Below are 20,625 nucleotides of genomic sequence, written 5' to 3' on the forward strand. Positions count from 1 at the left end.
TATCGCTGCCCCCACGACGCCAGTCGGTTCGAGGACTGAGCGCCCCAATCGAGATCACCGACGATATATTCGGCACGCCGCATATGCGGGCGTCATCGATCCCTGACGCGTTCTTCGGCCAAGGCTATGTCGTCGCGCGCGACCGGCTGTTCCAGATCGATCTTACCCACCGCCGCGAGATGGGCCGGCTCGCGGAAGCGTTCGGCGCGCGTTTCGCCAAGCATGACGCGGTCGCGCGGCTATTCCACTATCGCGGCGACCTGGAAGCCGAACTACGCGCCGCGCCGCCGACCGTGCTGGCGTGCGCGCGAGCCTATGTCGCCGGGATCAACGCGCGCATCGACGAGGTACTCGCCGATCCCGCGCAACTGCCGCTCGAATACCAGATCTTGAAGATCGCGCCGGTGAAATGGGATGTTCGAGACCTTGTGCTGATCCGCGATGCCTCGCCCGACAATGTTGGCGACGAGATACGCCGGGCGCAACTTGCCGCGCTGGACTTGCTGGACCTCGACGGCATCGTCAGCGCTTTGCGGCCAGCGTGGACGCTGCGGGTGCCGGATGGACTCGACACTGCGGCGGTAAGCGCAGCCGACCTCGGTGTTCTCGCCCTCGGCAAGCTGCCGTTCGGGCCGGAGCCCGACGCAGCGGCGGCCAATGCCGGCAGCAATGCCTGGATGATCGCACCGTCGCGCACCGCTACTGGCCGCGCCATTCTGGCAAACGATCCGCATCTCGGCATCGGCGGTTTCGGCCCGCGACATGTCGCGCATCTGACCGCGCCCGGCCTAAATGTAATCGGCGGCGGCGCGCCCGGTCTTCCGGGAATCATGCAAGGCCATACCGATCGCTTCGCGTTCGGCCGCACCAACTTCCATATCGATCAGGGCGACCTATTCGTTCTGGAGCTCAACCCCGACGATCCGGAACAATATCGGCATGACGGCGGGTGGAAACGGTTCGAGGCAATCGACGAGACGATCACCGTCAAGGATACAGCCGCCGAAAGCGTAAAACTGCGCTATTCGGTCCAGGGACCTGTCATATCCCACGATCCCGCACGGCATCGCGCGACCGCGCTCGGCGCGATATCGATGCAGCCGGGCGGACACGGCTCGTTCGCCATGATCGCGATCAACTTGGCGACCGACTGGACGAGTTTGCGCAAGGCGTTCCCGCTGCATCCGTCGCCGACCAATTTCCATTATGCCGACATCGACGGGAATATCGGCTGGCAGGTCATCGGCTTCGTCCCGGTCCGCAAAAGGGCGACGGCCTGCTGCCGGTACCTGGAGACGGGCGATACGACTGGGCGGGCATGCGCAACTTCACCGCGCTGCCCAGCGAGTACAATCCCGCCAGGGGCTGGTTCGCGTCGGCCAACCAGAACAACCTGCCGCCCGATTGGCCGCGCGATCGCATTCCGGCCTTTTCGTTCCGCGAGCCGTTTCGCTACAACCGCATCGCCGACGTGCTCGCCACCCAGCCCAGGCACAGCCTGGCGGATAGCATCGCGCTCCAGCACGACACGCTGTCGACGCCCGCGCGCCAGTTCCTCGCGCTGCTGCCGACCCGCCCTTCCGACGCCGCCAGGCCGGCGGTCGAGATGTTGCGCGGCTGGGACGCACGGATCGACCGAGACAGCGCGGCCGCCGCCTTGTTCGAAATGACGTGGCGCGATCTCGGCAAGCGCATGCTCGCCGCCATCGTCCCCGACCGCGCGAAGGCGCTGATCAAGGACATCTCGCCCTCCGTAATGCTCGACTTGCTGGCAAAGCCGGACGCGCGACTTGGTACTGACCCACGGGCGGCGCGCGATGCGATGCTCGACGCGGCATTCGTGTCCGCATGGACGACCGCGCATAAACTGCTCGGCCCCGACCCCGCGGCGTGGCGTTACGGCGCGCTGCATCAAGTCGTGATCCGCCATCCGCTGTCGGCAATCCCCGCCATCGCCGCCGCTTTTCCGCCGATCGAAGGAGAAGGATCGGGCGGCGACGGCTATACCGTGATGGCGCGTTGGCTCAGTTCGGGTCCGGGCTGGGGCGTCGGCGGCGGTGCAAGCTACTTACAAGTGATCGACGTCGGCAATTGGGACAATTCGCTGATGCTCAACTTGCCTGGCCAGTCGATCGACCCACGCTCACCTCATTATCGCGACCAATACCAGCCTTGGGCGATAGGCAAGATGCAGCCAATGCCGTTCGGCCGCGCCGCCATCGACAAATACGCGGCCAGCCGCACGACGCTCCGACCGGCCTGAGCCGATCGCGTAGCGGAACTTTCGCAAGCTTCGGCGCCATGCTACCGGCGCGCGCACTATGACCGCATACCAGTCCGACCTGCTCCGCCTGCTCGACGAGCGCGGCTATGTTCACCAGATGACCGACGCGACGGGGCTCGACGCGTTGGCGGCGAAGCAGATCGTGCCGGGCTATATCGGCTTCGATCCGACCGCACCGTCGCTGCATGTCGGCAGCCTCGTCCAGATCATGCTGCTGCGGCGGATGCAGCAGACCGGACACAAGCCCATCGTGCTGATGGGCGGCGGTACCGGCAAGGTCGGCGATCCGAGCTTCAAGGACGAAGCGCGCAAGCTGATGACGGAGGAGACGATTGCGTCGAATATCGCTTCGATCAAGCGCGTGTTCGAGCGGTTTCTGACGTTTGGCGACGGGCCGACCGATGCAGTGATGGTCGACAATGCCGATTGGCTCGACAAGCTCGAATATCTGCCGTTCCTGCGCGACATCGGCCAGTATTTCTCGGTCAATCGCATGCTCGGGTTCGATTCGGTCAAGCTGCGGCTCGACCGCGAACAGTCTTTGTCGTTCCTCGAATTCAACTACATGATCCTGCAGGGCTACGATTTCCTCGAACTGTCGCGGCGCCTGGGCGTACGGCTGCAGATGGGCGGGTCGGACCAGTGGGGGAACATCGTCAACGGCATCGACCTTGGGCGGCGCGCCGACGGTGTCGAGCTATTCGCGGTGACGACGCCGCTGATCACGACCGCGGACGGTGGTAAGATGGGCAAGACCGCGTCGGGTGCCGTGTGGCTCAACGAAGACGCGCTGCCGCATTATGATTACTGGCAATTCTGGCGGAACACCGACGACCGCGATGTCGGCAAGTTCCTGCGGCTGTTTACCGATCTGCCGCTCGACGAGACCGCGCGGCTCGAAAAGCTCGAGGGCGCCGAGATCAACCAGGCGAAGATCGTTCTCGCCAACGAAGCGACGGCAATGTGTCGCGGCGCGGATGCGGCGGCGCTGGCCGCGGAGACCGCGCGCAAGACTTTCGAAGAAGGCGCTAGCGGGGATGCGTTGCCGACGTTGGCGGTCACCGGATCGGTCGGAATCGTTGATGCCCTGATTGGCTTGAGCTTCTGCGCGTCCAAGGGCGAGGCTCGTCGCTTGATTGCGGGAGGCGGGGCGCGGGTCGATGGCGAGAAAGTGGTGGACGAAACGCTCACCATCGAGATGCGCGGAAATCCGGTGCGCGTGTCGGCCGGCAAGAAGCATCATGGGCTGCTGACCGCGAATTAAAACATCGTGAAGACGCGTTAAATACGTTCCTTTTCAAGCTCTTCATTCGGCATTCCCTAGCGTCGATGCGGAACAGGGAATACCGCACGTTATGGGGGCGACCGCACTGGCCTATACCGAGAAGCGCGAAGTACCGCGCGACGAGGTCGATTACCGTGCGCGCGCCTATGGCGCCGACGCGCAGCCGCTATCGTTGCAGGTCGTCAATATGTCGGCGCAGGGCCTGATGGCGCGTATCACCGGGGATCGCCCGGTCGGCGAACGGATGCGAATCACGTTGCCCATCGTGGGCGTGATCGGAATGGAAGTGCGCTGGTCGCTCGGCGGACGGATCGGCTGCGAGCTCGACCGGCCGATCGGGATGGCGGACTATTACGAGCTACTCGCTGCCCTACTTAAGGGCATCCGCTAGCCCGAACGAAGCAATTGAACCCCGGCATCGCGCTCGAACAGGTACAACGCGGTTCGGGCGGCTTGCCCGCGCGGTCCGTCGAGCCCGCCGTCACGATCGATCAGCAGCCGCGCATCGTCATTGGCGATCGGCAGCAACTCGCTCAGCTGCTCGGGCGTCGCGATCCGGAAGCCCTGCTCGCCCGATTGCCGTGTACCGAGCATCTCGCCCGCGCCACGCAGCCGCAAATCCTCCTCGGCGATGCGGAACCCGTCGTTGGTGTCCTTCATCAGCGCCAGCCGTGCGCGCGACGTCTCGCTCAAAGCCTCGCCGCGGATCAGCAGGCAGATCGACCGTCCGCTTCCTCGTCCCACACGCCCGCGCAATTGGTGGAGCTGGGCGAGACCGAAGCGGTCCGCATGTTCGATCACGATAAGGGTCGCATTAGGGACATCGACGCCGACCTCGATTACCGTCGTCGCGACCAACACGCCCAACTCGCCGCTGGCGAAGCAGGCCATCACCGCGTCCTTCTCGGCTGGCTTCATGCGCCCGTGGACCAACCCGATCCGATTGCCGAACCGCGATTGCAGCGCCGCCGCGCGCGCCTCGGCCGCGGCGAGATCGGAATTTTCCGATTCCTCGACCAAAGGACAGACCCAATAGGCCTGTCCGCCGGAGTCGAGATGACGGCCGATGCCCTCGACGACATCGGCCAGGCGATCTTCGCCCACCACGTTGGTCTGGATCGGCTGGCGGCCAGGCGGCATCTCGTCGAGCCGGCTGACGTCCATCTCGCCATATTGCGCCAGCGTCAGCGTGCGGGGGATCGGCGTGGCGGTCATCGCCAGCAAGTGCGGTGCGCTCCCCTTGCCCTGCAGTAGCAGACGCTGCGCAACGCCAAAGCGATGCTGTTCATCGACCACGACTAGGCCGAGGTCCTTGTAGCCGACGGCTTCCTGGAAAATGGCATGCGTACCGATCAAGATGTCGATCGACCCGTCGGCTAGGCCCATCAACGTCGATTCGCGCACTCTTCCCTTGTCGCGCCCGGTCAGCACGGCGACGTTGACGGGCAGGCCCGCGAGCGTGCGTTGCAACGTCTCGAAATGCTGCCGCGCGAGAATCTCGGTCGGCGCGAGGAACGCCCCCTGCGCGCCCGCCTCCACCGCGATCAGCAGCGCCATCGTCGCGACCAATGTCTTGCCGGACCCAACATCGCCCTGCAGCAGTCGCAACATCGGCGCGCTTTGCGCCAGATCTCCCTCTATCTCGCGAATCGTGCGCGCCTGGGCCCCGGTCGGGGCGTAGGGCAGCTTGAGCATGTCGCGCAGCCGCCCGTCGCCCGCCAGCGCCCTGCCTCGCCGCGCCCGCGACGATGCGCGGACCAACATGAAGGCGAGTTGGTTGGCGAACAGCTCGTCATAGGCGAGCCGTTCGCGCGCTTTTGTGTCAGATGGGTCGGCATGGGCACGCGCCAAGGCATCGCGCCAGGCGGGCCATTGGTGCTTCGCCTTCACCCCCGGTTCGATCCATTCAGGCAAATCGGGCGCGCGCTCGATCGCTTCGTGGACGAACTGGCCGAGCCGGCGCGAGGTCAGTCCCTCGGATAACGGATAGATCGCCTCGCGCTCGCGAAACCCCTCGTCGCCATCGCCGAGATCTGGGTGGACGATCTGGAGCTCCTGCCCATACATCTCGAGCTTGCCCGACACCCGCTTCGGCTCGTTGAGCGGCAGCAATTTCTTCACCCAGCCGGACGATCCGCCGAAATAGATCAGGCTGACATAGTTGCCGCGCGCGTCGATCGCGTGCACGCGCGTCGGGCCGCGCTGGCTCGCGCTGATCTTGTAATCGACCGGGGTCAACGTGATCGCGATCGTCCGCCCGGCATCCGCCATGTCGAGCTCGTCGCGAGGCACCCGGTCGATGAACCCAGTCGGCAAATGGAACGCAACGTCGACGACCCGGTGAAGCCCCAACTTGTCGAGCGGCTTGGCCAGCCCCGGCCCCACACCCTTCAGCGCGGTGACTTCGGCAAACAGCGGGTTGAGGATGTCGGGGCGCATAGCTATCTGCGAAGGACACTAGCCCCAGCCGACTGCGCCGAAAAGCGCTGCCGGCCAATTGCCGTTGGAAGCACCATGGACCGCGACATTCGCCTGAAACGCCTACGCTTCCGCGCGTGGCACCGCGGCACCAAGGAAGCCGATCTGATGATCGGCGGGTTCTTCGACCGCCATGGCGACCTGTGGGACGCGGACCGGCTCGACTGGTTCGAGGCGCTGCTGGAGGAACAGGACGTCGATATCATGGCCTGGGCGATGGGCACCCTGCCCTGCCCAGCGCGTTGGGAAGGCCCGATGATGGCCGACATGCGCGCGCTCGATTTCGTCCCGGTGGCCGCTAAACCTGAATGACCGACCCGCGCAAAATTCTCTCGGCGAACCAGCCGCTGACGCTGGCCGGCGTGCCGGCGGGATTCCTGCCGGTGCTGCTGGCCGACCTGGCGCGCGCCGCGCCGGCGCGGACGGTCCTGATCGCGCCCGACGATGCCGAGATGCGCAGCGTCGCCTCGACGATCCAGTTCTTCGCGCCCGAGATCGAAGTGATCGCATATCCGGCGTGGGACTGCCTGCCCTATGACCGCGCCAGCCCGACATTGCGCATCATGGCCGAGCGGCTCGCAGCGTTGCACCGGCTCCAGGCCAAGCCCAAGGGTCCGCAACTCCTCGTCACCACGGCGAACGCCGCTACGCAGCGTGCACTGACGCCGTTTCGCGTGCGGCAACTGGTCGCGCGGCTGGCGCCGGGCGAACGGATCGGGCGCGACAAGCTGGCGGCGTTGCTATCGGCCAACGGCTACGTCCGCACCGATACCGTCCACGACCAGGGCGAGTTCGCGGTGCGCGGCGGGCTGGTCGACTTATTCCCGAGCGGCGAGGAAACGGCGCTGCGGCTCGATTTCTTCGGCGACGAGATCGAGAGTGTGCGCACCTTCGACCCGAGCGACCAGCGCACGACGGGGCGCGTCGATGGCTTCACGCTGTTGCCGGCATCCGAGGCGTTGCTCGACGAGGAATCGATCAAGCGATTCCGCGCGCGTTACCGCGAGACGTTCGGCGCGACCGCGACCGGCGATCCGCTCTATCAAGCGATCAGCGAAGGTCGGCGTCTTGCCGGCATGGAGCATTGGCTCCCGCTTTTCGAGGATAGGCTGGAGACGCTGTTCGACCATCTTGGCGATCAGGCGTTAGTCGTATGCGAAGCAGGCGTCACAGCGGCGGCCGAACAGCGTTTCGAGGCGGTGACCGATTACCACGCCAATCGGGTCAAGGCGCAGTCGGGCGATCCCGGAAGTTATCGTCCGCTACCCGCCGACGCGCTGTATCTGACGCCCGGCGAGTGGGGCGAAAGGCTCAAGGCGGCCAAAGCGCATCTGACCACACCGTTCCACGAACCCGAAAGCGCCACCGTCATCGATTTCGACGTTGACGGCCCGCGCGACTTCGCGCCTGAACGGTCGAGCGGCGTCAACATCTACGAAGCCGTGGTCGATCACCTCGACAAGCTACGCAAAGACAAGAAGAAACCGATCCTCGCCAGCTATTCCGCTGGATCTCGCGAGCGACTCGCGGGGCTATTGCGCGACCACGACCTGACCGGCGCTGTGCTGGTCGATACCTGGCAGGAAGCGCTCGGCGCGGCGGATCGCGGCGTCGCGCTGACCATCCTGCCGCTCGACCATGGTTTCACCGCCCCCGGCATCGCGCTTCTGACCGAGCAGGATATGCTCGGCGACCGTCTCGTCCGCCGCAACCGCCGCAAGAAATCGGCCGACGCGTTCCTCGCCGAACTCGCGACACTCTCCCCCGGCGACCTCGTCGTCCATGCCGATCATGGTATCGGTCGCTACGAGGGGCTGACCCAAATCCCGGTCCAAAAGGCGCCGCACGATTGCGTCGCGCTGACGTATGCCGGCGGCGACAAGCTGTACGTCCCGGTCGAAAATCTCGAAGTCCTGAGTCGATACGGCTCCGACGAGGCCGGCACGCTCGACCGTCTCGGCGGTGAGGCGTGGCAGCGGCGCAAGAGCCGCATGAAGGAGCGCATCCGCGAGATCGCCGGCGAGCTGATCGCGACCGCCGCCGAACGTGCGCTCCACCCGGGCGATGTCATCACGCCCGACGAGGCAGGTTACCCCGCATTCGTCGATCGCTTCCCCTATGAGGAAACCGACGATCAGGATCGTGCGATCGACGACGTGCTGGGCGATCTGTCGGCGGGCAAGCCGATGGACCGGCTGGTCGTCGGCGATGTCGGGTTCGGCAAGACCGAGGTCGCATTGCGCGCCGCGTTCGCCGCGGCGATGGCGGGCAAGCAAGTCGCGATCGTCTGCCCCACCACGCTGCTCGCGCGCCAGCACTACAACAATTTCGTCGCGCGGTTCGAAGGTTTCCCGATCAAGGTCGGGCGGCTGTCACGTCTGGTCGGCACCGCCGAAGCCAAGGCCACCCGCGAAGGCCTGGCCGACGGCACGATCGATCTTGTCGTCGGGACGCACGCGATCCTGGCCAAACAGATCGAATTCAAGCGGCTAGGGCTGGTCGTGGTCGACGAGGAGCAGCGGTTCGGCGTGACGCATAAGGAGCGACTCAAGACGCTGCGCGCCGACGTCCATGTCCTGACGCTCACAGCCACACCGATCCCGCGCACGCTGCAGATGGCGATGTCGGGCATCCGCGAACTGTCGGTGATCCAGACTCCGCCGGTCGATCGTCTCGCGGTGCGCACCTACGTCATGCCATGGGATCCGGTCGTGCTGCGCGAGGCGTTGCTGCGCGAGCATTATCGCGGCGGGCAGAGCTTCTTCGTAACACCCCGCATCAAGGACCTGCCCGACATCGAGCAGTTCCTGCGCGAACAGGTGCCGGAGGTCCGCTACGTCGTCGCGCACGGCCAGATGAGCGCCGGCGAGGTCGAGGAGCGGATGTCCGCCTTCTACGACAAGAAGTTCGAAGTGCTCGTCTCGACCACCATCGTCGAAAGCGGGCTCGACATCCCGAGCGCCAACACGATGATCGTGCATCGCGCCGACATGTTCGGGCTCGCCCAACTCTACCAGCTGCGCGGGCGCGTCGGGCGGTCGAAGACGCGCGCCTATGCCTATATGACGACCCCGCCGAACCGCATCATCACCGAAACCGCCGACAAGCGGCTCAAGGTGTTGAGCGATCTCGACACGATCGGCGCGGGTTTCCAGCTGGCTAGCTACGATCTCGACATTCGCGGTGCGGGCAATCTGCTCGGCGACGAGCAATCGGGGCATATCCGCGAGGTCGGCTACGAGCTCTATCAGTCGATGCTCGAAGAGGCGATCATGGAGGCGAAGGCCGGCGGCATGGCGCCGCGTCCGCGCGATTTCAGTCCGCAGATCACCGTCGATGCGCCGATCATGATCCCGGAGGACTATGTCCCCGACCTCGACCTGCGCATGGGGCTGTATCGTCGCCTCAACGACCTCGACGAGCAGGATGGCATCGAGGCCTTTGCTGCGGAGCTGATCGACCGCTTCGGCCCGCTACCCGAAGCGACCGCGAACCTGATCAAGCTCATCGAAGTGAAGCTCAACGCCAAGCGCGCGTGCGTAGCGAAGATCGATGTCGGGCCGAAGGGTGCGTTGGTCAGCTTCCACGACGACAAGCCGCCCAACGTCGATGGTCTGCTCGCCTATGTCGCGCGGTTGCAAGGCGTGGCTAAGCTGCGCCCCGACAGCAAGCTGGTGATTGCGCGCGAGTGGGGCGACCCGCAGGCACGGCTGAACGGCGCGCTGCAACTGTCGAAAGGACTGGCCAAAGCGGCCGCATAAGTATCTGATCCGAAATAGGATGTTCGTAAGCGCTCGTTTACCCGCGCAGCGTTATTCAACCGTTCGGGAGGCACCATGACGACGGTCCGGTTCAAACGGTGGCGATTGCTGAGCGCGGCGACGAACCGGCTGAGCGAAGCCGCGTCGCTTGACGGCATCCTCGAAATCCTGCGGATCAGCGCGCGCGCGATCCTGCAATCGGACGGCGTCGCGGTGGTGCGTCGAGAAGACGATTTGGTGCATTATGTCGGTGAAGACGCGATCGCACCCTTATGGTCGGGTCAGCGTTTCCCGATCGAGACGTGCATTTCGGGCATCGCGATGGTCGAGCGCGAAATGATCGTCATCCCCGATATCCGCCTCGATCCGCGCGTCCCACACAATGCGTATCTCTCCACCTTCGTCGCGAGCATGGCGATGGCACCGATCGGCCACGGCAATCCCGTCGCCGCGATCGGCGCCTATTGGCGCTCGACCGCGCCGATCGAAGAGGATGCACTGACGTTGCTCGATATGCTGGCGAAGGGTGCCAGCGCGCAGCTCGAACGAATCGCCGACCAGCGGATGGGCGATAAGCTGGCGTCTTAACGCGGCGTCAGTTCGACCTCGCGGTCCGTCGCCTGTTCCTCGCTCAATTCGTCGGCCGAAAACGTTTCGCGCGTCATGACGAAGTCGCCCGCATAGCGGCTGAATTGGAAAGTCCCTAAAATCTCGGTGCCGGCCCCATTGATCGTCCCCGCATAAGCGACGGTATGCGACAGCCTGCCGCCGTCATATTGCTTCATGAATTGGATTCGTCCGCCGGCGCGCGCGCCGTCGATGGTCGAGCGCAAGATGGTACCATCTTGCCTGTCGGCTTCGGTGACGCTCCCGGATACGCGTGACGCCCGTTCTTGCAACGTTGCGATGAAAGAGTTCGGCGCAACATAGGGGTTGGGCGAGCTCCACCGTCCGTACCAGACGCCCGTCACGTTACGGCGGTCAGTCATCGTTCGGCGATCAGGGCTTCCAACGCCTCGCTCGTCAGCGGCGGCGCACACAGGTAACCCTGATAAATATCGGCGCCGGCTTCCGCGAGCAAATCGCGCTGACGCGTCGTTTCGACGCCCTCGACCACGACCGTCAGCCCCAAGGCGCGCGCGATCACGATTATCCCTTTCACGATCACCTGCCCGCGCTCCGATCCTTCGATATCCTGCGACAGCCGGGCGTCGAGCTTGATCACATCGACGGGCAACTCCTTGAGGTAGGAAAGGCTCGAATAGCCCGTGCCGAAATCGTCCAGCGCAATCCGGCATCCATGATCGCGTAGCACCTCGAGCACCGCGCTGGCAGTGGCGAAATCGGCGATCAGGTCGTGCTCGGTTATCTCGATCGTCAGGCGCGATGCGGCAAAGTCATGCTGCGCCATTCGCGCCATCAGGACCGTCGCAAAGTCCGGCCTGGCGAGGTCGCGTGCGGTGACGTTGATCGACAGTTGCAAGTGCCGGAGCGCCACGGGCCATGCCGCCGCACGCGCGAGGGCGACGTCGTGAATCTCGTCGGACACCGCCGCGATCAGTTCAGCTCGCTTGGCGGCGGCGAACAAGCGTTCGGCCCCAACCTCTTCCTTGCCCGGACGGCGCCAACGTACCAGGGCTTCGGTGCCGACAATCTGGCCGCTGGCCATCGCCACCTGCGGCTGGAACAGCACGATGATCTCGCCGTCACGCAGCGCCGGCGGCAAATGATCCGAAAGCCGCCGCCCGCGCGGTGCGCCCTGTTCGTTGGTTTGTCGCCCCACCGGTCGCTGCATCGCCTGTTCTTACGCATCGCGCGTTCCGGGGCCAAGCACTTGTGCGTTCGCGCCGCACCGCCTAGCTCTCGACGCACGATGGCGTCCCAACCCGCCCTGATCGATCGTCACGGCCGCACGATCAGCTATCTGCGCGTGTCGGTGACCGATCGGTGCGATTTGCGCTGCCGCTATTGTATGGCCGAGCAGATGACGTTTCTGCCCAAGAGCGCGTTGCTCGGACTAGAGGAGATCGCGATCGTCGCTGAACGCTTCATCGCGCGCGGCGTGACGAAGATCCGGCTGAGCGGTGGCGAGCCGCTGGTTCGACGCGATGTGATCGATCTCGCCCGGCGGCTGGGCCGACATATCGGACATGGCCTCGACGAACTGACGATGACGACCAATGGCACGCGGCTGGCCGACCATGCCGGGGCGCTGCACGATGCCGGCGTCCGTCGCATCAACGTCAGCCTGGACAGCCGCGATCCCGATCGGTTCCGCTACATCACGCGCCACGGCGACGTGGCCCGGGTGCTCGACGGCATAGCCGCTGCCAAGACGGTCGGGCTGGCGGTCAAGATAAACATGGTCGCGTTAAGAGGCCTCAACGCCCAAGAGATCGCGCCGATGCTCGCCTGGTGCGTCGAGCAAGGTCACGACCTGAGCCTGATCGAAACGATGCCGTTAGGGGCGATCGACGAGGACCGCACCGACCGTTTTCTGCCGCTAACCGACGTTTTCGCCGAGTTGTCCGAAACATTCGACCTGACCCGCGACACGCACTCAAGCGGCGGACCCGCACGATATTGGCTTGTCGGCGCAAGTCGAACACGGCTCGGACTGATCTCCCCCCTCACCGCAAATTTCTGCGACGGCTGCAATCGCGTGCGGTTGACCACCGAAGGCCACCTCTATTCGTGCCTCGGACACGACGATCGGGTCGATCTGAAAGCAGCATTGCGCAGCGGCGGGGTCGCGGGCCTTGACGCCGCCATCGACGAAGCGATCGCCATCAAACCCGCCCGCCACAACTTCCGCATCGCCGCCGGCGCCGCGCCAGCCGTCGCGCGACACATGAGCGTGACTGGCGGATGACCAAGCGCGCCTTGGTCGCCTCGCCGACCACCCAAGCCCAAGCCGCCAAACGGGAGCTGCGCGCCGCCTATGACTGGGTGCCGGTCGAGCAGGCTGAGTTGATCGTCGCGCTCGGCGGCGACGGCTACATGCTGCAAACGCTTCACGCGATGCTCGAACGACGTGGCGACCCGGTCCCCGTGTTCGGCATGAACCTCGGCACGGTCGGGTTTCTGATGAACGATTGGCGCAGCGACGGTCTCGACGCGCGACTCGATCGGACCAAGCCGTTCAAGGTGACACCGCTGCAGATGACGGCCCGAACGGTCGCCGGCGAGACGTTCGTGCTGCCCGCGATCAACGAAGTCTCGCTGCTCCGCGAAACCCGCCAGACGGCGAAGCTGGAAGTGACCGTCAACGACCGGGTCGTACTCTCCGAACTCGCCTGCGACGGGATCCTTGCGGCGACGCCCGCCGGATCGACCGCGTACAACCTGTCCGCCAACGGACCGATCCTGCCGCTCGGGTCGGGCATGGTTGCCTTGACGCCGATCTCCGCGTTCCGCCCGCGACGCTGGCGCGGGGCGATTCTGCCCGAAAAGGCGCGGATCGGACTCCGAGTGCTCGAGCCAGCCAAGCGGCCGGTCTCCGCCGTCGCCGACCAGCGCGAAGTGCGCGATGTGGCGCAGGTCGATATCGCGATCGACCGCACGCGCGAACTCACCCTGCTGTTCGACCCCGAACACGCGCTGGACGACCGCATTACGATGGAACAATTCGCATCGTAGCTTGGGGCTTGCATCGCGAAGGCGGGCGTTTATAGAGCGCCCCTCAACGCTATTCCCTGATAGCTCAGCGGTAGAGCTCTCGACTGTTAATCGAGCGGCCGTAGGTTCGAATCCTACTCAGGGAGCCAGCGATATCTCAGTGACAAACTGCGACAAATTTTGCGCCGAAGGGTTTCGGAGCAAAACCCGTTCATCCTGCGTTCCACCTATTCGCGATAGGATGGATCGTTTATTACTATCGGCGAACGGAGACTTGTGATGGCGTTTTCATTCCGCCGCGCCTCGGCCCTCGGCCTGATCGCGGCTTCCACGCTGGCCATAGCCGGCTGCATGACCGAAACTACGTATCGCCCCGCGACCGGCAGCGGCTTTTCCCGCGAAGGGTTCAGCGAGCGGCAGATCGAGGCCAACCGCTTCATGGTGAGCTTCTCGGGCAACACGGTGACGAGCCGTGACACGGTCGAGCGCTACCTGCTGTTCCGCGCGGCGGAACTGACCACGCAGCAGGGCTACGACTATTTCGTGATGGCCGACCGCGACACCGACAAGAAGCAGCGGACGTACGCGACGCCGAGCTTCGGCAGCGGTTATGGGTTCGGCTATGGCGGCTGGGGCCCGCGCTGGCGCTATTACGGCCGCGGGTTCGGCTGGCGTTCTTGGGATCCGTTTTGGGGCGACCCGTTCTTCGATCGCGACATCGACATCAACACGGTCGAAAAATACGAAGCAACCGCTGAGGTCGTGATGGGCAAGGGTCCGAAGCCCGCCGGCAATGTCCGCGCGTTCGACGCCCGGTCGGTGATGGCGAACATCGGCCCGACGGTGGTGCTGCCGAAGTAAGCGGCGCAACACTTTCTGAAATGAAAAAGGCCGGGGAGCGATCCCCGGCCTTTTCGCTTTTTACGCCACCTGACCGTGGCAGTGTTTGTACTTCAGGCCCGACCCGCATGGGCAGGTCGCGTTACGGCTGACTTTGCCTTCCCATTCCTTGGGATCGGTGCCGAGATCGGGCTCTTCCGGCCGGACGTACGACAACGGCGGCAGCGTCGTCGTGACGTTGCCCAGCGCTCCGCCATCGAGGTCGCGCGTATCATCCTCGCCCGAGAACGGGTCGAAATGCTGCGTGATGAAATCAGGGAGCTCCGGCAGCTCCGGCGCGCCCTGGAAGCGGAACTCGGCGTGCGCGAGCGTCCGCGTTACGTCCTCGCGGATCGACGCAAGCATACGTTCGAACAGCGCAAATGCTTCCTGCTTGTATTCGTTGATCGGCGTCTTCTGCGCATAGGCACGCAAGTGGATGACCTGACGCAGCGCGTCGAGCGTCGCGAGGTGCTCCTTCCAGTGATGGTCCAGGTTCTGGAGCAGGATCGACTTCTCGATGCTTGTCCAGGTATCCGTTTCGATGTCTGCGCTCTTGGTCGTCACTAGCGCATCGGCGGCCTCGCGCAGGCGCTCCTCGACCATTTCGACATCGACCGATTCCTCGCCGAGCCAATCATCGACCGGCGGGGTGATGCCGAGCAACTCGGCCGCCTTGGCTTTCATGCCTTCGACGTCCCACTGTTCGGGATAGGATCCCGGCGGGCACGAATCGCCGACGATCGAATTGACCGTCTCCGCGCGCATATCCTCGACGACGTCGCCGACCGCGTCGGCGTCCATGATGTCGGCGCGTTGTTCGTAAACGACCTTGCGCTGATCGTTCATCACGTCGTCATACTCGACGACCTGTTTACGGATGTCGTAGTTGCGCGCCTCGACCTTCTTCTGCGCGGTCTCGATCGCCTTCGACATCCAGCGCGACGGCGGCAATGCCTCGCCGTCCTCCAAGCTCGATCGCATCATCTTGGCGAACAAGGTGTTCGGGCCGAAGATACGCAGCAGATCATCATCGAGCGACAGGTAGAAGCGCGACAGACCCGGGTCGCCCTGACGCCCCGACCGCCCGCGCAGCTGATTGTCGATGCGGCGGCTTTCGTGGCGCTCGGTACCGAGCACGAACAGGCCACCGGCGGCCAGCACTTCCTGCTTCTCCAGCGCGATCTCTTCCTTGATCCGCTCGATCGCCTTGTCGCGATCAGGTCCTTCCGGCACCTCGGCGAGCTCGTCCTCGACGCGGAAGTCCAAGTTGCCGCCAAGCTGGATGTCGGTGCCGCGGCCCGCCATGTTGGTCGCGATGGTCACGGCGCCCTTGCGGCCCGCCTGCGCGACGATGTGCGCCTCCATCTCATGATAGCGGGCGTTCAGCACCTTGTGCTCCACCTTCTCCTCGTTGAGGAACTCGGAGAGCATTTCGGACTTCTCGATCGACACCGTGCCGACCAGGATCGGCTGGCCCTTGTCGGCATGTTCCTTGATCGTCTTGGCGATGCCACGGAACTTGTCGTTCAGATCCTTGTAGAACGTGTCTTCCTCGTCGACGCGCTTGACGGCAACATTGGTCGGGATCGACACGACGTTCATCTTGTAGATGTCGTAGAATTCGGCCGCTTCGGTCGCCGCGGTTCCGGTCATGCCCGACAGCTTCGGATACATGCGGAAATAGTTCTGGAAGGTGATCGAGGCCATCGTCTGGTTCTCGGGCTCGATATCGACGCCCTCCTTCGCCTCGACCGCCTGGTGCAGACCGTCCGACCAGCGCCGGCCGTCCATCATGCGGCCGGTGAACTCGTCGATGATGATGACCTTGCCGTCCTTGACGATGTAATCGATGTCGCGCTTGAACATCATGTTGGCGCGCAGCGACTGATTCAGGTGGTGGACCACCTGCGTGTTCTCATAATCGTACAGATTGTCGCCCTGAAGCAGCCCGGCGCCTTCGAGCAGACGCTCGACCGTCTCGGTGCCGTCCTCCGTCAGGATGATCGACTTCTGCTTCTCATCCTTCTCGTACGTATCGGCATCGAGCTGCTTCACGATCGCGTCGACCTGCTTATAAAGCTCGGACTTGTCGTCGGTGGGGCCCGAAATGATCAGCGGCGTGCGGGCTTCGTCGATCAGCACCGAATCGACTTCGTCGACGATCGCCATCGAGAACGCGCGCTGGACCATCGTCTCGCGCTCGTACTTCATGTTGTCGCGTAGATAGTCGAAGCCGAATTCGTTGTTCGTGCCGTACGTGATGTCAGACCCGTACGCTTCCTTGCGCTGGTGATCGGTCAGGTTCGGGATGATGACGCCGACGGTCATGCCGAGGAATTTGTAGATCCGTCCCATCCACTCGGCGTCGCGCGCCGCGAGATAGTCGTTGACGGTAATGACGTGGACGCCCTTCTCCGTGAGCGCATTCAGATAGACCGCCAGCGTCGCGACCAGCGTCTTGCCCTCGCCCGTCCGCATCTCGGCGATTTCGCCGCGATGAAGCACGATGCCGCCGACCATCTGGACGTCGAAGTGCCGCATGCCGAGCACGCGGACCGACGCCTCACGCACCGTCGCGAATGCCTCGGGCAAGATGTCGTCGAGCTTCTCGCCGTTCGCCAACCGGGCGCGGAAGGCCGCCGTCTGGTTGGCGAGCGTCGCATCGTCCATCGCCTTCAGACTGGGCTCGAACGCGTTGATCTTGTTGACGATGCCGCCGAGCGACTTGACGTACCGGTCGTTAGACGACCCGAAAATGGATTTGGCGAGTCCGCCGAGCATGATGATATTCCTGTTGAATGGAGTGCGCACGGCACCACGGGCGCCGCACGGAAAAAATCAGCGATGTGAAGGAGTCCGGCGCATCACCGGACAACCGCGCTTATTCGCGCCGGCGGCTCGCAAAAGCGGGGACCAGATCGGCGAGTACGAACGCGCTCTCCGTCGGAACGACGCTCTTCGCTGGCCCACCAAAGACTTGCGCCGGGCGCGCCGCGACTTGAAGCCGCTTCACGGCAGTCGCCTTGACCGCGCTCGCGACGCTGCTGCTCAGCGCCGCCGGGGTCACCGGCGCACGCACGCCACCCGTGCCGCTCAGCGCGGACAGCAAGGCAGAGAGGAGCAGGATCAGGTTCAAGCGACGGCTTCACAGATTGCGAGTGCGGCGTGACATAGGGGCGGACGGGTTAAAGGTCTAACTATTTTGGATCGACCCGCATCGTCGTGATTATAGTCACCGTTCCAGCGACGGGCTTGTTGTTCCGGATGAGCGGCGCCGTGACGCGCTTGCCGGGCTTGAAATCAGCGCATCCGCCCAGACCCTGGGTGACGCCGACCGGGCGGCAGGCCACGCCATTTCCCTGCGGATCAACGTCGATCTCGAAGTTGCTGATGATCGATGAGGTTCCGCCAGTCGACAGATCAACCGTGAAAACATCATTCAGCACCCACCGCACGCCCGGCAGGGTGAAGGTAGAAGCAACCGGTTTGCCGCTGGTGTCCAGCGCCGGCACGAACCGCGCATTGGCGAGAGCGAGTTCGCACGTTCTCGCGTCGAGAGACATCGACCCGCTGCTCTGGACAATCTTGCAAGCCGTCGCGTTACCGAACTTATCGACGGCGAGTTCCGCGACCACCCGCCCTTGTTCGCCCTTACGTTTGGCCTCCGGCGGATAGATGTTCATCGGAAACCAGCTACCCAAATCTCCCTTCGGATGCGCAGATGCAGTGGCTTCCTGGGCCATGGCAACAGACGGTACCGCCAGTGCCACGAAACCGGCAGCGATCATTATCGCCGTCGAGACCGAACCGATCGAAATATGCACGACGCCCTCCTGTCGTAGAGGGCTAACCGATCCGGCGCATTGCGTCACCATTCGCGATCTTTATGGAGTACGCGCATGACCGACCGCTCGCCCCTCGCCCCGACCTCGCTGCCCGCCCTTCCGGAGATTGCCGGGGTCACGCGCCGCGTCGCGCGGGCGCGGTACAAGACGTGGGATCGCTGCGATTTGACCTATGTCGAGCTGAGCCCTGGCACGACGGTCGCGGGCGTGCTCACCAAGAGCAAGTGCGCGTCACCTGAAGTCGATTGGTGTCGCGCCGCGCTCGTGCTCGGCCGGGCACGGGCGCTGGTGGTCAATGCCGGAAATTCGAACGCGTTTACCGGCGACCGCGGACGCCATGCCGTCGAGGGGCTGGCGGCGCGCGTCGCGCAGCATCTCGGCTGCCAGCCGTCGGACGTGTTCGTTGCCTCAACCGGTGTGATCGGCGTCCCCTTACCGCTCGACAAGGCCGAGGCAGGGCTGACCGCCGCCTTCACCGCCGAGCCGTGCGACTGGGTCACCGCCGCCGAGACGATCATGACGACCGACACGTTCGCCAAGGTCGCGGTGACGCGCGCGGTGATCGGCGACCGGACGGTCGAACTGGTCGGCATCATCAAAGGGTCGGGGATGATAATGCCCGACATGGCGACGATGCTCGGCTTCATCTTTACCGATGCGGCAGTCGATGCAGCGTGGATGCAATCGGCGCTGTCCGCGGCCAATACCAAAAGCTTTTCGTGCATCACGGTCGATAGCGACACATCGACCAGCGACACCGTCCTGGCCTTCGCGACGGGCGCGGCGGGCAACGCCACCATTTCGGACGACGATGAACCCGGCGCGGATGCTTTTCGCTCAGCGCTCGACGATTTGTGTCTGCAACTCGCGCATCTCGTCGTCCGCGACGGCGAGGGCGCGTCGAAGTTCATCCGCATCGACGTAACCGGCGCCGAAAGCGATGAGAGCGCGCACCGCATCGGCATGAGCATCGCCAACTCGCCGCTCGTGAAGACCGCGATTGCCGGAGAGGATGCCAATTGGGGTCGCGTCGTGATGGCTATAGGCAAGGCCGGCGAACCCGCCGAGCGGGACAAGGTCGCGATCCGTTTCGGCGAGACTCAAGTCGCGCGGGACGGGCTGGAGGTCGAGGGCTATGACGAAGCGCCGGTCACAGCGCATCTGAAGGGCGCGGAAATCGATATCGGCGTCGATCTCGGCCTCGGCGACGGCCGGGCGACGGTTTGGACATGCGATCTCACCCACGGCTATATTTCGATCAACGCCGACTATCGGAGCTGATTTTCCACCCCGGCTTAACGATTTTTTCGCCGGCTTTCCGCCAGATGGGCGGATGGACAGCGTCGAACTCGAGGCCGCGGTGAAGTCGGGGGTAATCACGCCCGACGTCGCCAACAGGCTGCGCAATTTCAGCGCCGAGCAACGCCAGACCCCACTTGCTGACGAAGAGCGATTCGGCCTGGTCGGTGGCTTGGCCGACGTGATGACCGCCGCCGGATTGCTGCTCCTGCTTGGCGGCGTAGCCTTCGCCTTCGCTTTCATCCCGCCGGTCGCGATCGTGATCGTCCTGGGGGCGAGCTGGGCATTCGCCGAACATTTCACCCGCCAGCGACGCATGACCTTGACCAGCTTCGTATTGTTCGGCGCGTTCGTGGTGGCCGCATTGTGCGGGCTGATGGGCGTCGCGACCGTGCTTCCCGCTTCGAGTCCCTGGCTGGGATCGCCGGTGGCCTGGGCCGCGATTTCGCCGCTTGGTGGGCTCATCATTTCGTTCGGCACTGCGATGATCTGCGGTGTCTATTGGCTGCGCTTCAAGCTGCCGTTCGCTTACATGGCGGCGGCGGTCGCAGCGGTGAATGCGGGCATCAACGTCGTCCGCTTGGCCGTACCCTACGCATCGGCGGGGGTGATCAGCTTCATGCTGCTGGTCGTCGGGTTGCTGTTGTTCGTCATCGCGATGTGGTGGGACATGTCGGACGTCCGCCGCGAAACGCGCCGCGCGGATATCGCGTTCTGGATGCATTGGGCGGCCGGTTACCAGGTTGCAGGCGCAAGCTTCCGCCTTCTGCTGGGGGTCACCGGCGGACCGAGCGGTTGGGAGCGGCTCAACGCCTTCGCGACGCAGCCCGCGACCGGCGGCGCCGCGATCGCGGTGTTGTGCCTCTTCTCGTTCTTTTGTGTCGTCGCTTTGATCATCGACCGGCGGTCATTGCTGATGTCGAGCCTGATCTACGTCGTCCCCGCGACCGCGCAGTTGATGGGGGCGCTGCAATCGACGACGATGACGATGACCGCGATGCTGACGGGCGGTTTCCTCGTCGTGCTGGCCGCGTACTGGCGAGAAGTACGGGCGCTGTTGCTCGCGCAGCTACCCGCGCACCTCCGCGCGCAACTCCCCCGGACCGATCTATCGTTCGCGACGAGCCGTCCCGTCGCCTGACCTCGCCTAGCGCGCCGCCCCGCGCTAAGGGC

16 protein-coding genes, 1 tRNA gene and 1 pseudogene are annotated in these 20,625 nt (G+C 64.4%); 12 read left to right on the forward strand and 6 right to left on the reverse strand.

Annotated elements, in window-relative coordinates:
- Positions 1 to 83 precede the first annotated feature (83 nt).
- From FPZ24_RS09265 to FPZ24_RS09275, 3 genes and pseudogenes are all read left to right on the forward strand, one after another.
- A pseudogene (locus tag FPZ24_RS09265) lies at positions 84 to 2,263 on the forward strand (penicillin acylase family protein).
- A 58-nt stretch (positions 2,264 to 2,321) separates the two neighbouring features.
- Positions 2,322 to 3,548, forward strand: coding sequence for a tyrosine--tRNA ligase (gene tyrS, locus FPZ24_RS09270; RefSeq protein WP_146571345.1), 1,227 nt, complete (start codon positions 2,322 to 2,324; stop codon positions 3,546 to 3,548).
- A 91-nt stretch (positions 3,549 to 3,639) separates the two neighbouring features.
- Positions 3,640 to 3,960, forward strand: coding sequence for a PilZ domain-containing protein (locus FPZ24_RS09275; protein WP_146571347.1), 321 nt, complete (start codon positions 3,640 to 3,642; stop codon positions 3,958 to 3,960).
- Here the strand turns inward: FPZ24_RS09275 and recG are convergent.
- A complete protein-coding gene (gene recG / locus FPZ24_RS09280) occupies positions 3,957 to 6,008 on the reverse strand; it encodes an ATP-dependent DNA helicase RecG (RefSeq protein ID WP_146571349.1) in 2,052 nt (683 codons plus the stop codon). The genes FPZ24_RS09275 and recG overlap by 4 nt on opposite strands.
- Before the next feature lie 75 nt (positions 6,009 to 6,083).
- Between recG and FPZ24_RS09285 the strand changes: the two genes are divergently transcribed.
- The 3 genes from FPZ24_RS09285 (at position 6,084) to FPZ24_RS09295 (ending at position 10,396) form a co-directional block, all read left to right on the forward strand.
- Positions 6,084 to 6,359 carry an FAD assembly factor SdhE gene (locus FPZ24_RS09285; protein WP_146571351.1) on the forward strand — a complete coding sequence of 92 codons (276 nt, stop codon included), beginning with the start codon at positions 6,084 to 6,086 and terminating at the stop codon, positions 6,357 to 6,359.
- Positions 6,356 to 9,808: a transcription-repair coupling factor gene (gene mfd / locus FPZ24_RS09290; protein WP_146571353.1), complete on the forward strand. Its 3,453-nt coding sequence runs from the start codon at positions 6,356 to 6,358 to the stop codon at positions 9,806 to 9,808. Before FPZ24_RS09285 ends, mfd begins: the two co-directional genes overlap by 4 nt.
- 75 nt (positions 9,809 to 9,883) lie before the next feature.
- Positions 9,884 to 10,396, forward strand: a complete 513-nt coding sequence (locus tag FPZ24_RS09295; protein WP_146571355.1) for a GAF domain-containing protein — start codon at positions 9,884 to 9,886, stop codon at positions 10,394 to 10,396.
- Here FPZ24_RS09295 and FPZ24_RS09300 read toward each other — a convergent pair.
- The gene (locus tag FPZ24_RS09300) at positions 10,393 to 10,797 is read right to left on the reverse strand and encodes a hypothetical protein (protein ID WP_146571357.1); all 405 of its coding nucleotides are present in this window, start codon (positions 10,795 to 10,797) and stop codon (positions 10,393 to 10,395) included. The genes FPZ24_RS09295 and FPZ24_RS09300 overlap by 4 nt on opposite strands.
- On the reverse strand, positions 10,794 to 11,603 hold the full coding sequence (locus FPZ24_RS09305) for an EAL domain-containing protein (RefSeq protein ID WP_146571359.1): 810 nt from the start codon (positions 11,601 to 11,603) through the stop codon (positions 10,794 to 10,796). The genes FPZ24_RS09300 and FPZ24_RS09305 overlap by 4 nt, the downstream gene beginning before the upstream one ends.
- Before the next feature lie 78 nt (positions 11,604 to 11,681).
- Here FPZ24_RS09305 and moaA point away from each other — a divergent pair, with 78 nt between their 5' ends.
- The 4 genes from moaA to FPZ24_RS09325 all read left to right on the forward strand — a co-directional run bounded on the left by moaA (position 11,682) and on the right by FPZ24_RS09325 (position 14,287).
- Positions 11,682 to 12,680 carry a GTP 3',8-cyclase MoaA gene (moaA, locus tag FPZ24_RS09310; protein WP_146571362.1) on the forward strand — a complete coding sequence of 333 codons (999 nt, stop codon included), beginning with the start codon at positions 11,682 to 11,684 and terminating at the stop codon, positions 12,678 to 12,680.
- Positions 12,677 to 13,447 carry an NAD kinase gene (locus FPZ24_RS09315; RefSeq protein ID WP_146571364.1) on the forward strand — a complete coding sequence of 257 codons (771 nt, stop codon included), beginning with the start codon at positions 12,677 to 12,679 and terminating at the stop codon, positions 13,445 to 13,447. Before moaA ends, FPZ24_RS09315 begins: the two co-directional genes overlap by 4 nt.
- Before the next feature lie 53 nt (positions 13,448 to 13,500).
- A tRNA-Asn gene (locus FPZ24_RS09320) sits at positions 13,501 to 13,575 on the forward strand.
- A 130-nt stretch (positions 13,576 to 13,705) separates the two neighbouring features.
- Entirely contained in the window at positions 13,706 to 14,287 is a 582-nt protein-coding gene (locus FPZ24_RS09325; protein WP_146571366.1) for a CC0125/CC1285 family lipoprotein, read from the forward strand.
- 60 nt (positions 14,288 to 14,347) lie between these two features.
- Here the strand turns inward: FPZ24_RS09325 and secA are convergent, their stop codons facing one another.
- The 3 genes from secA to FPZ24_RS09340 all read right to left on the reverse strand — a co-directional run bounded on the left by secA (position 14,348) and on the right by FPZ24_RS09340 (position 18,132).
- The gene (gene secA / locus FPZ24_RS09330) at positions 14,348 to 17,089 is read right to left on the reverse strand and encodes a preprotein translocase subunit SecA (RefSeq protein WP_146571368.1); all 2,742 of its coding nucleotides are present in this window, start codon (positions 17,087 to 17,089) and stop codon (positions 14,348 to 14,350) included.
- A 100-nt stretch (positions 17,090 to 17,189) separates the two neighbouring features.
- A complete protein-coding gene (locus FPZ24_RS09335; RefSeq protein WP_146571370.1) occupies positions 17,190 to 17,444 on the reverse strand; it encodes a hypothetical protein in 255 nt (84 codons plus the stop codon).
- Positions 17,445 to 17,505: 61 nt separating this feature from the next.
- Positions 17,506 to 18,132 carry an energy transducer TonB gene (locus FPZ24_RS09340; RefSeq protein ID WP_186728709.1) on the reverse strand — a complete coding sequence of 209 codons (627 nt, stop codon included), beginning with the start codon at positions 18,130 to 18,132 and terminating at the stop codon, positions 17,506 to 17,508.
- A gap of 75 nt (positions 18,133 to 18,207) precedes the next feature.
- On the opposite strand from FPZ24_RS09340, the gene argJ reads away from it, so the two are divergent.
- Both argJ and FPZ24_RS09350 read left to right on the forward strand, forming a co-directional pair.
- Positions 18,208 to 19,434: a bifunctional glutamate N-acetyltransferase/amino-acid acetyltransferase ArgJ gene (gene argJ / locus FPZ24_RS09345; RefSeq protein WP_146571375.1), complete on the forward strand. Its 1,227-nt coding sequence runs from the start codon at positions 18,208 to 18,210 to the stop codon at positions 19,432 to 19,434.
- 52 nt (positions 19,435 to 19,486) lie between these two features.
- Complete coding sequence (locus FPZ24_RS09350) at positions 19,487 to 20,593, forward strand: hypothetical protein (protein ID WP_146571377.1); 1,107 nt, start codon at positions 19,487 to 19,489, stop codon at positions 20,591 to 20,593.
- Positions 20,594 to 20,625 lie beyond the last annotated feature (32 nt).

The organism is Sphingomonas panacisoli (genome assembly GCF_007859635.1).
In the GTDB taxonomy this organism is placed as follows: Bacteria; Pseudomonadota; Alphaproteobacteria; order Sphingomonadales; family Sphingomonadaceae; genus Sphingomonas; species Sphingomonas panacisoli.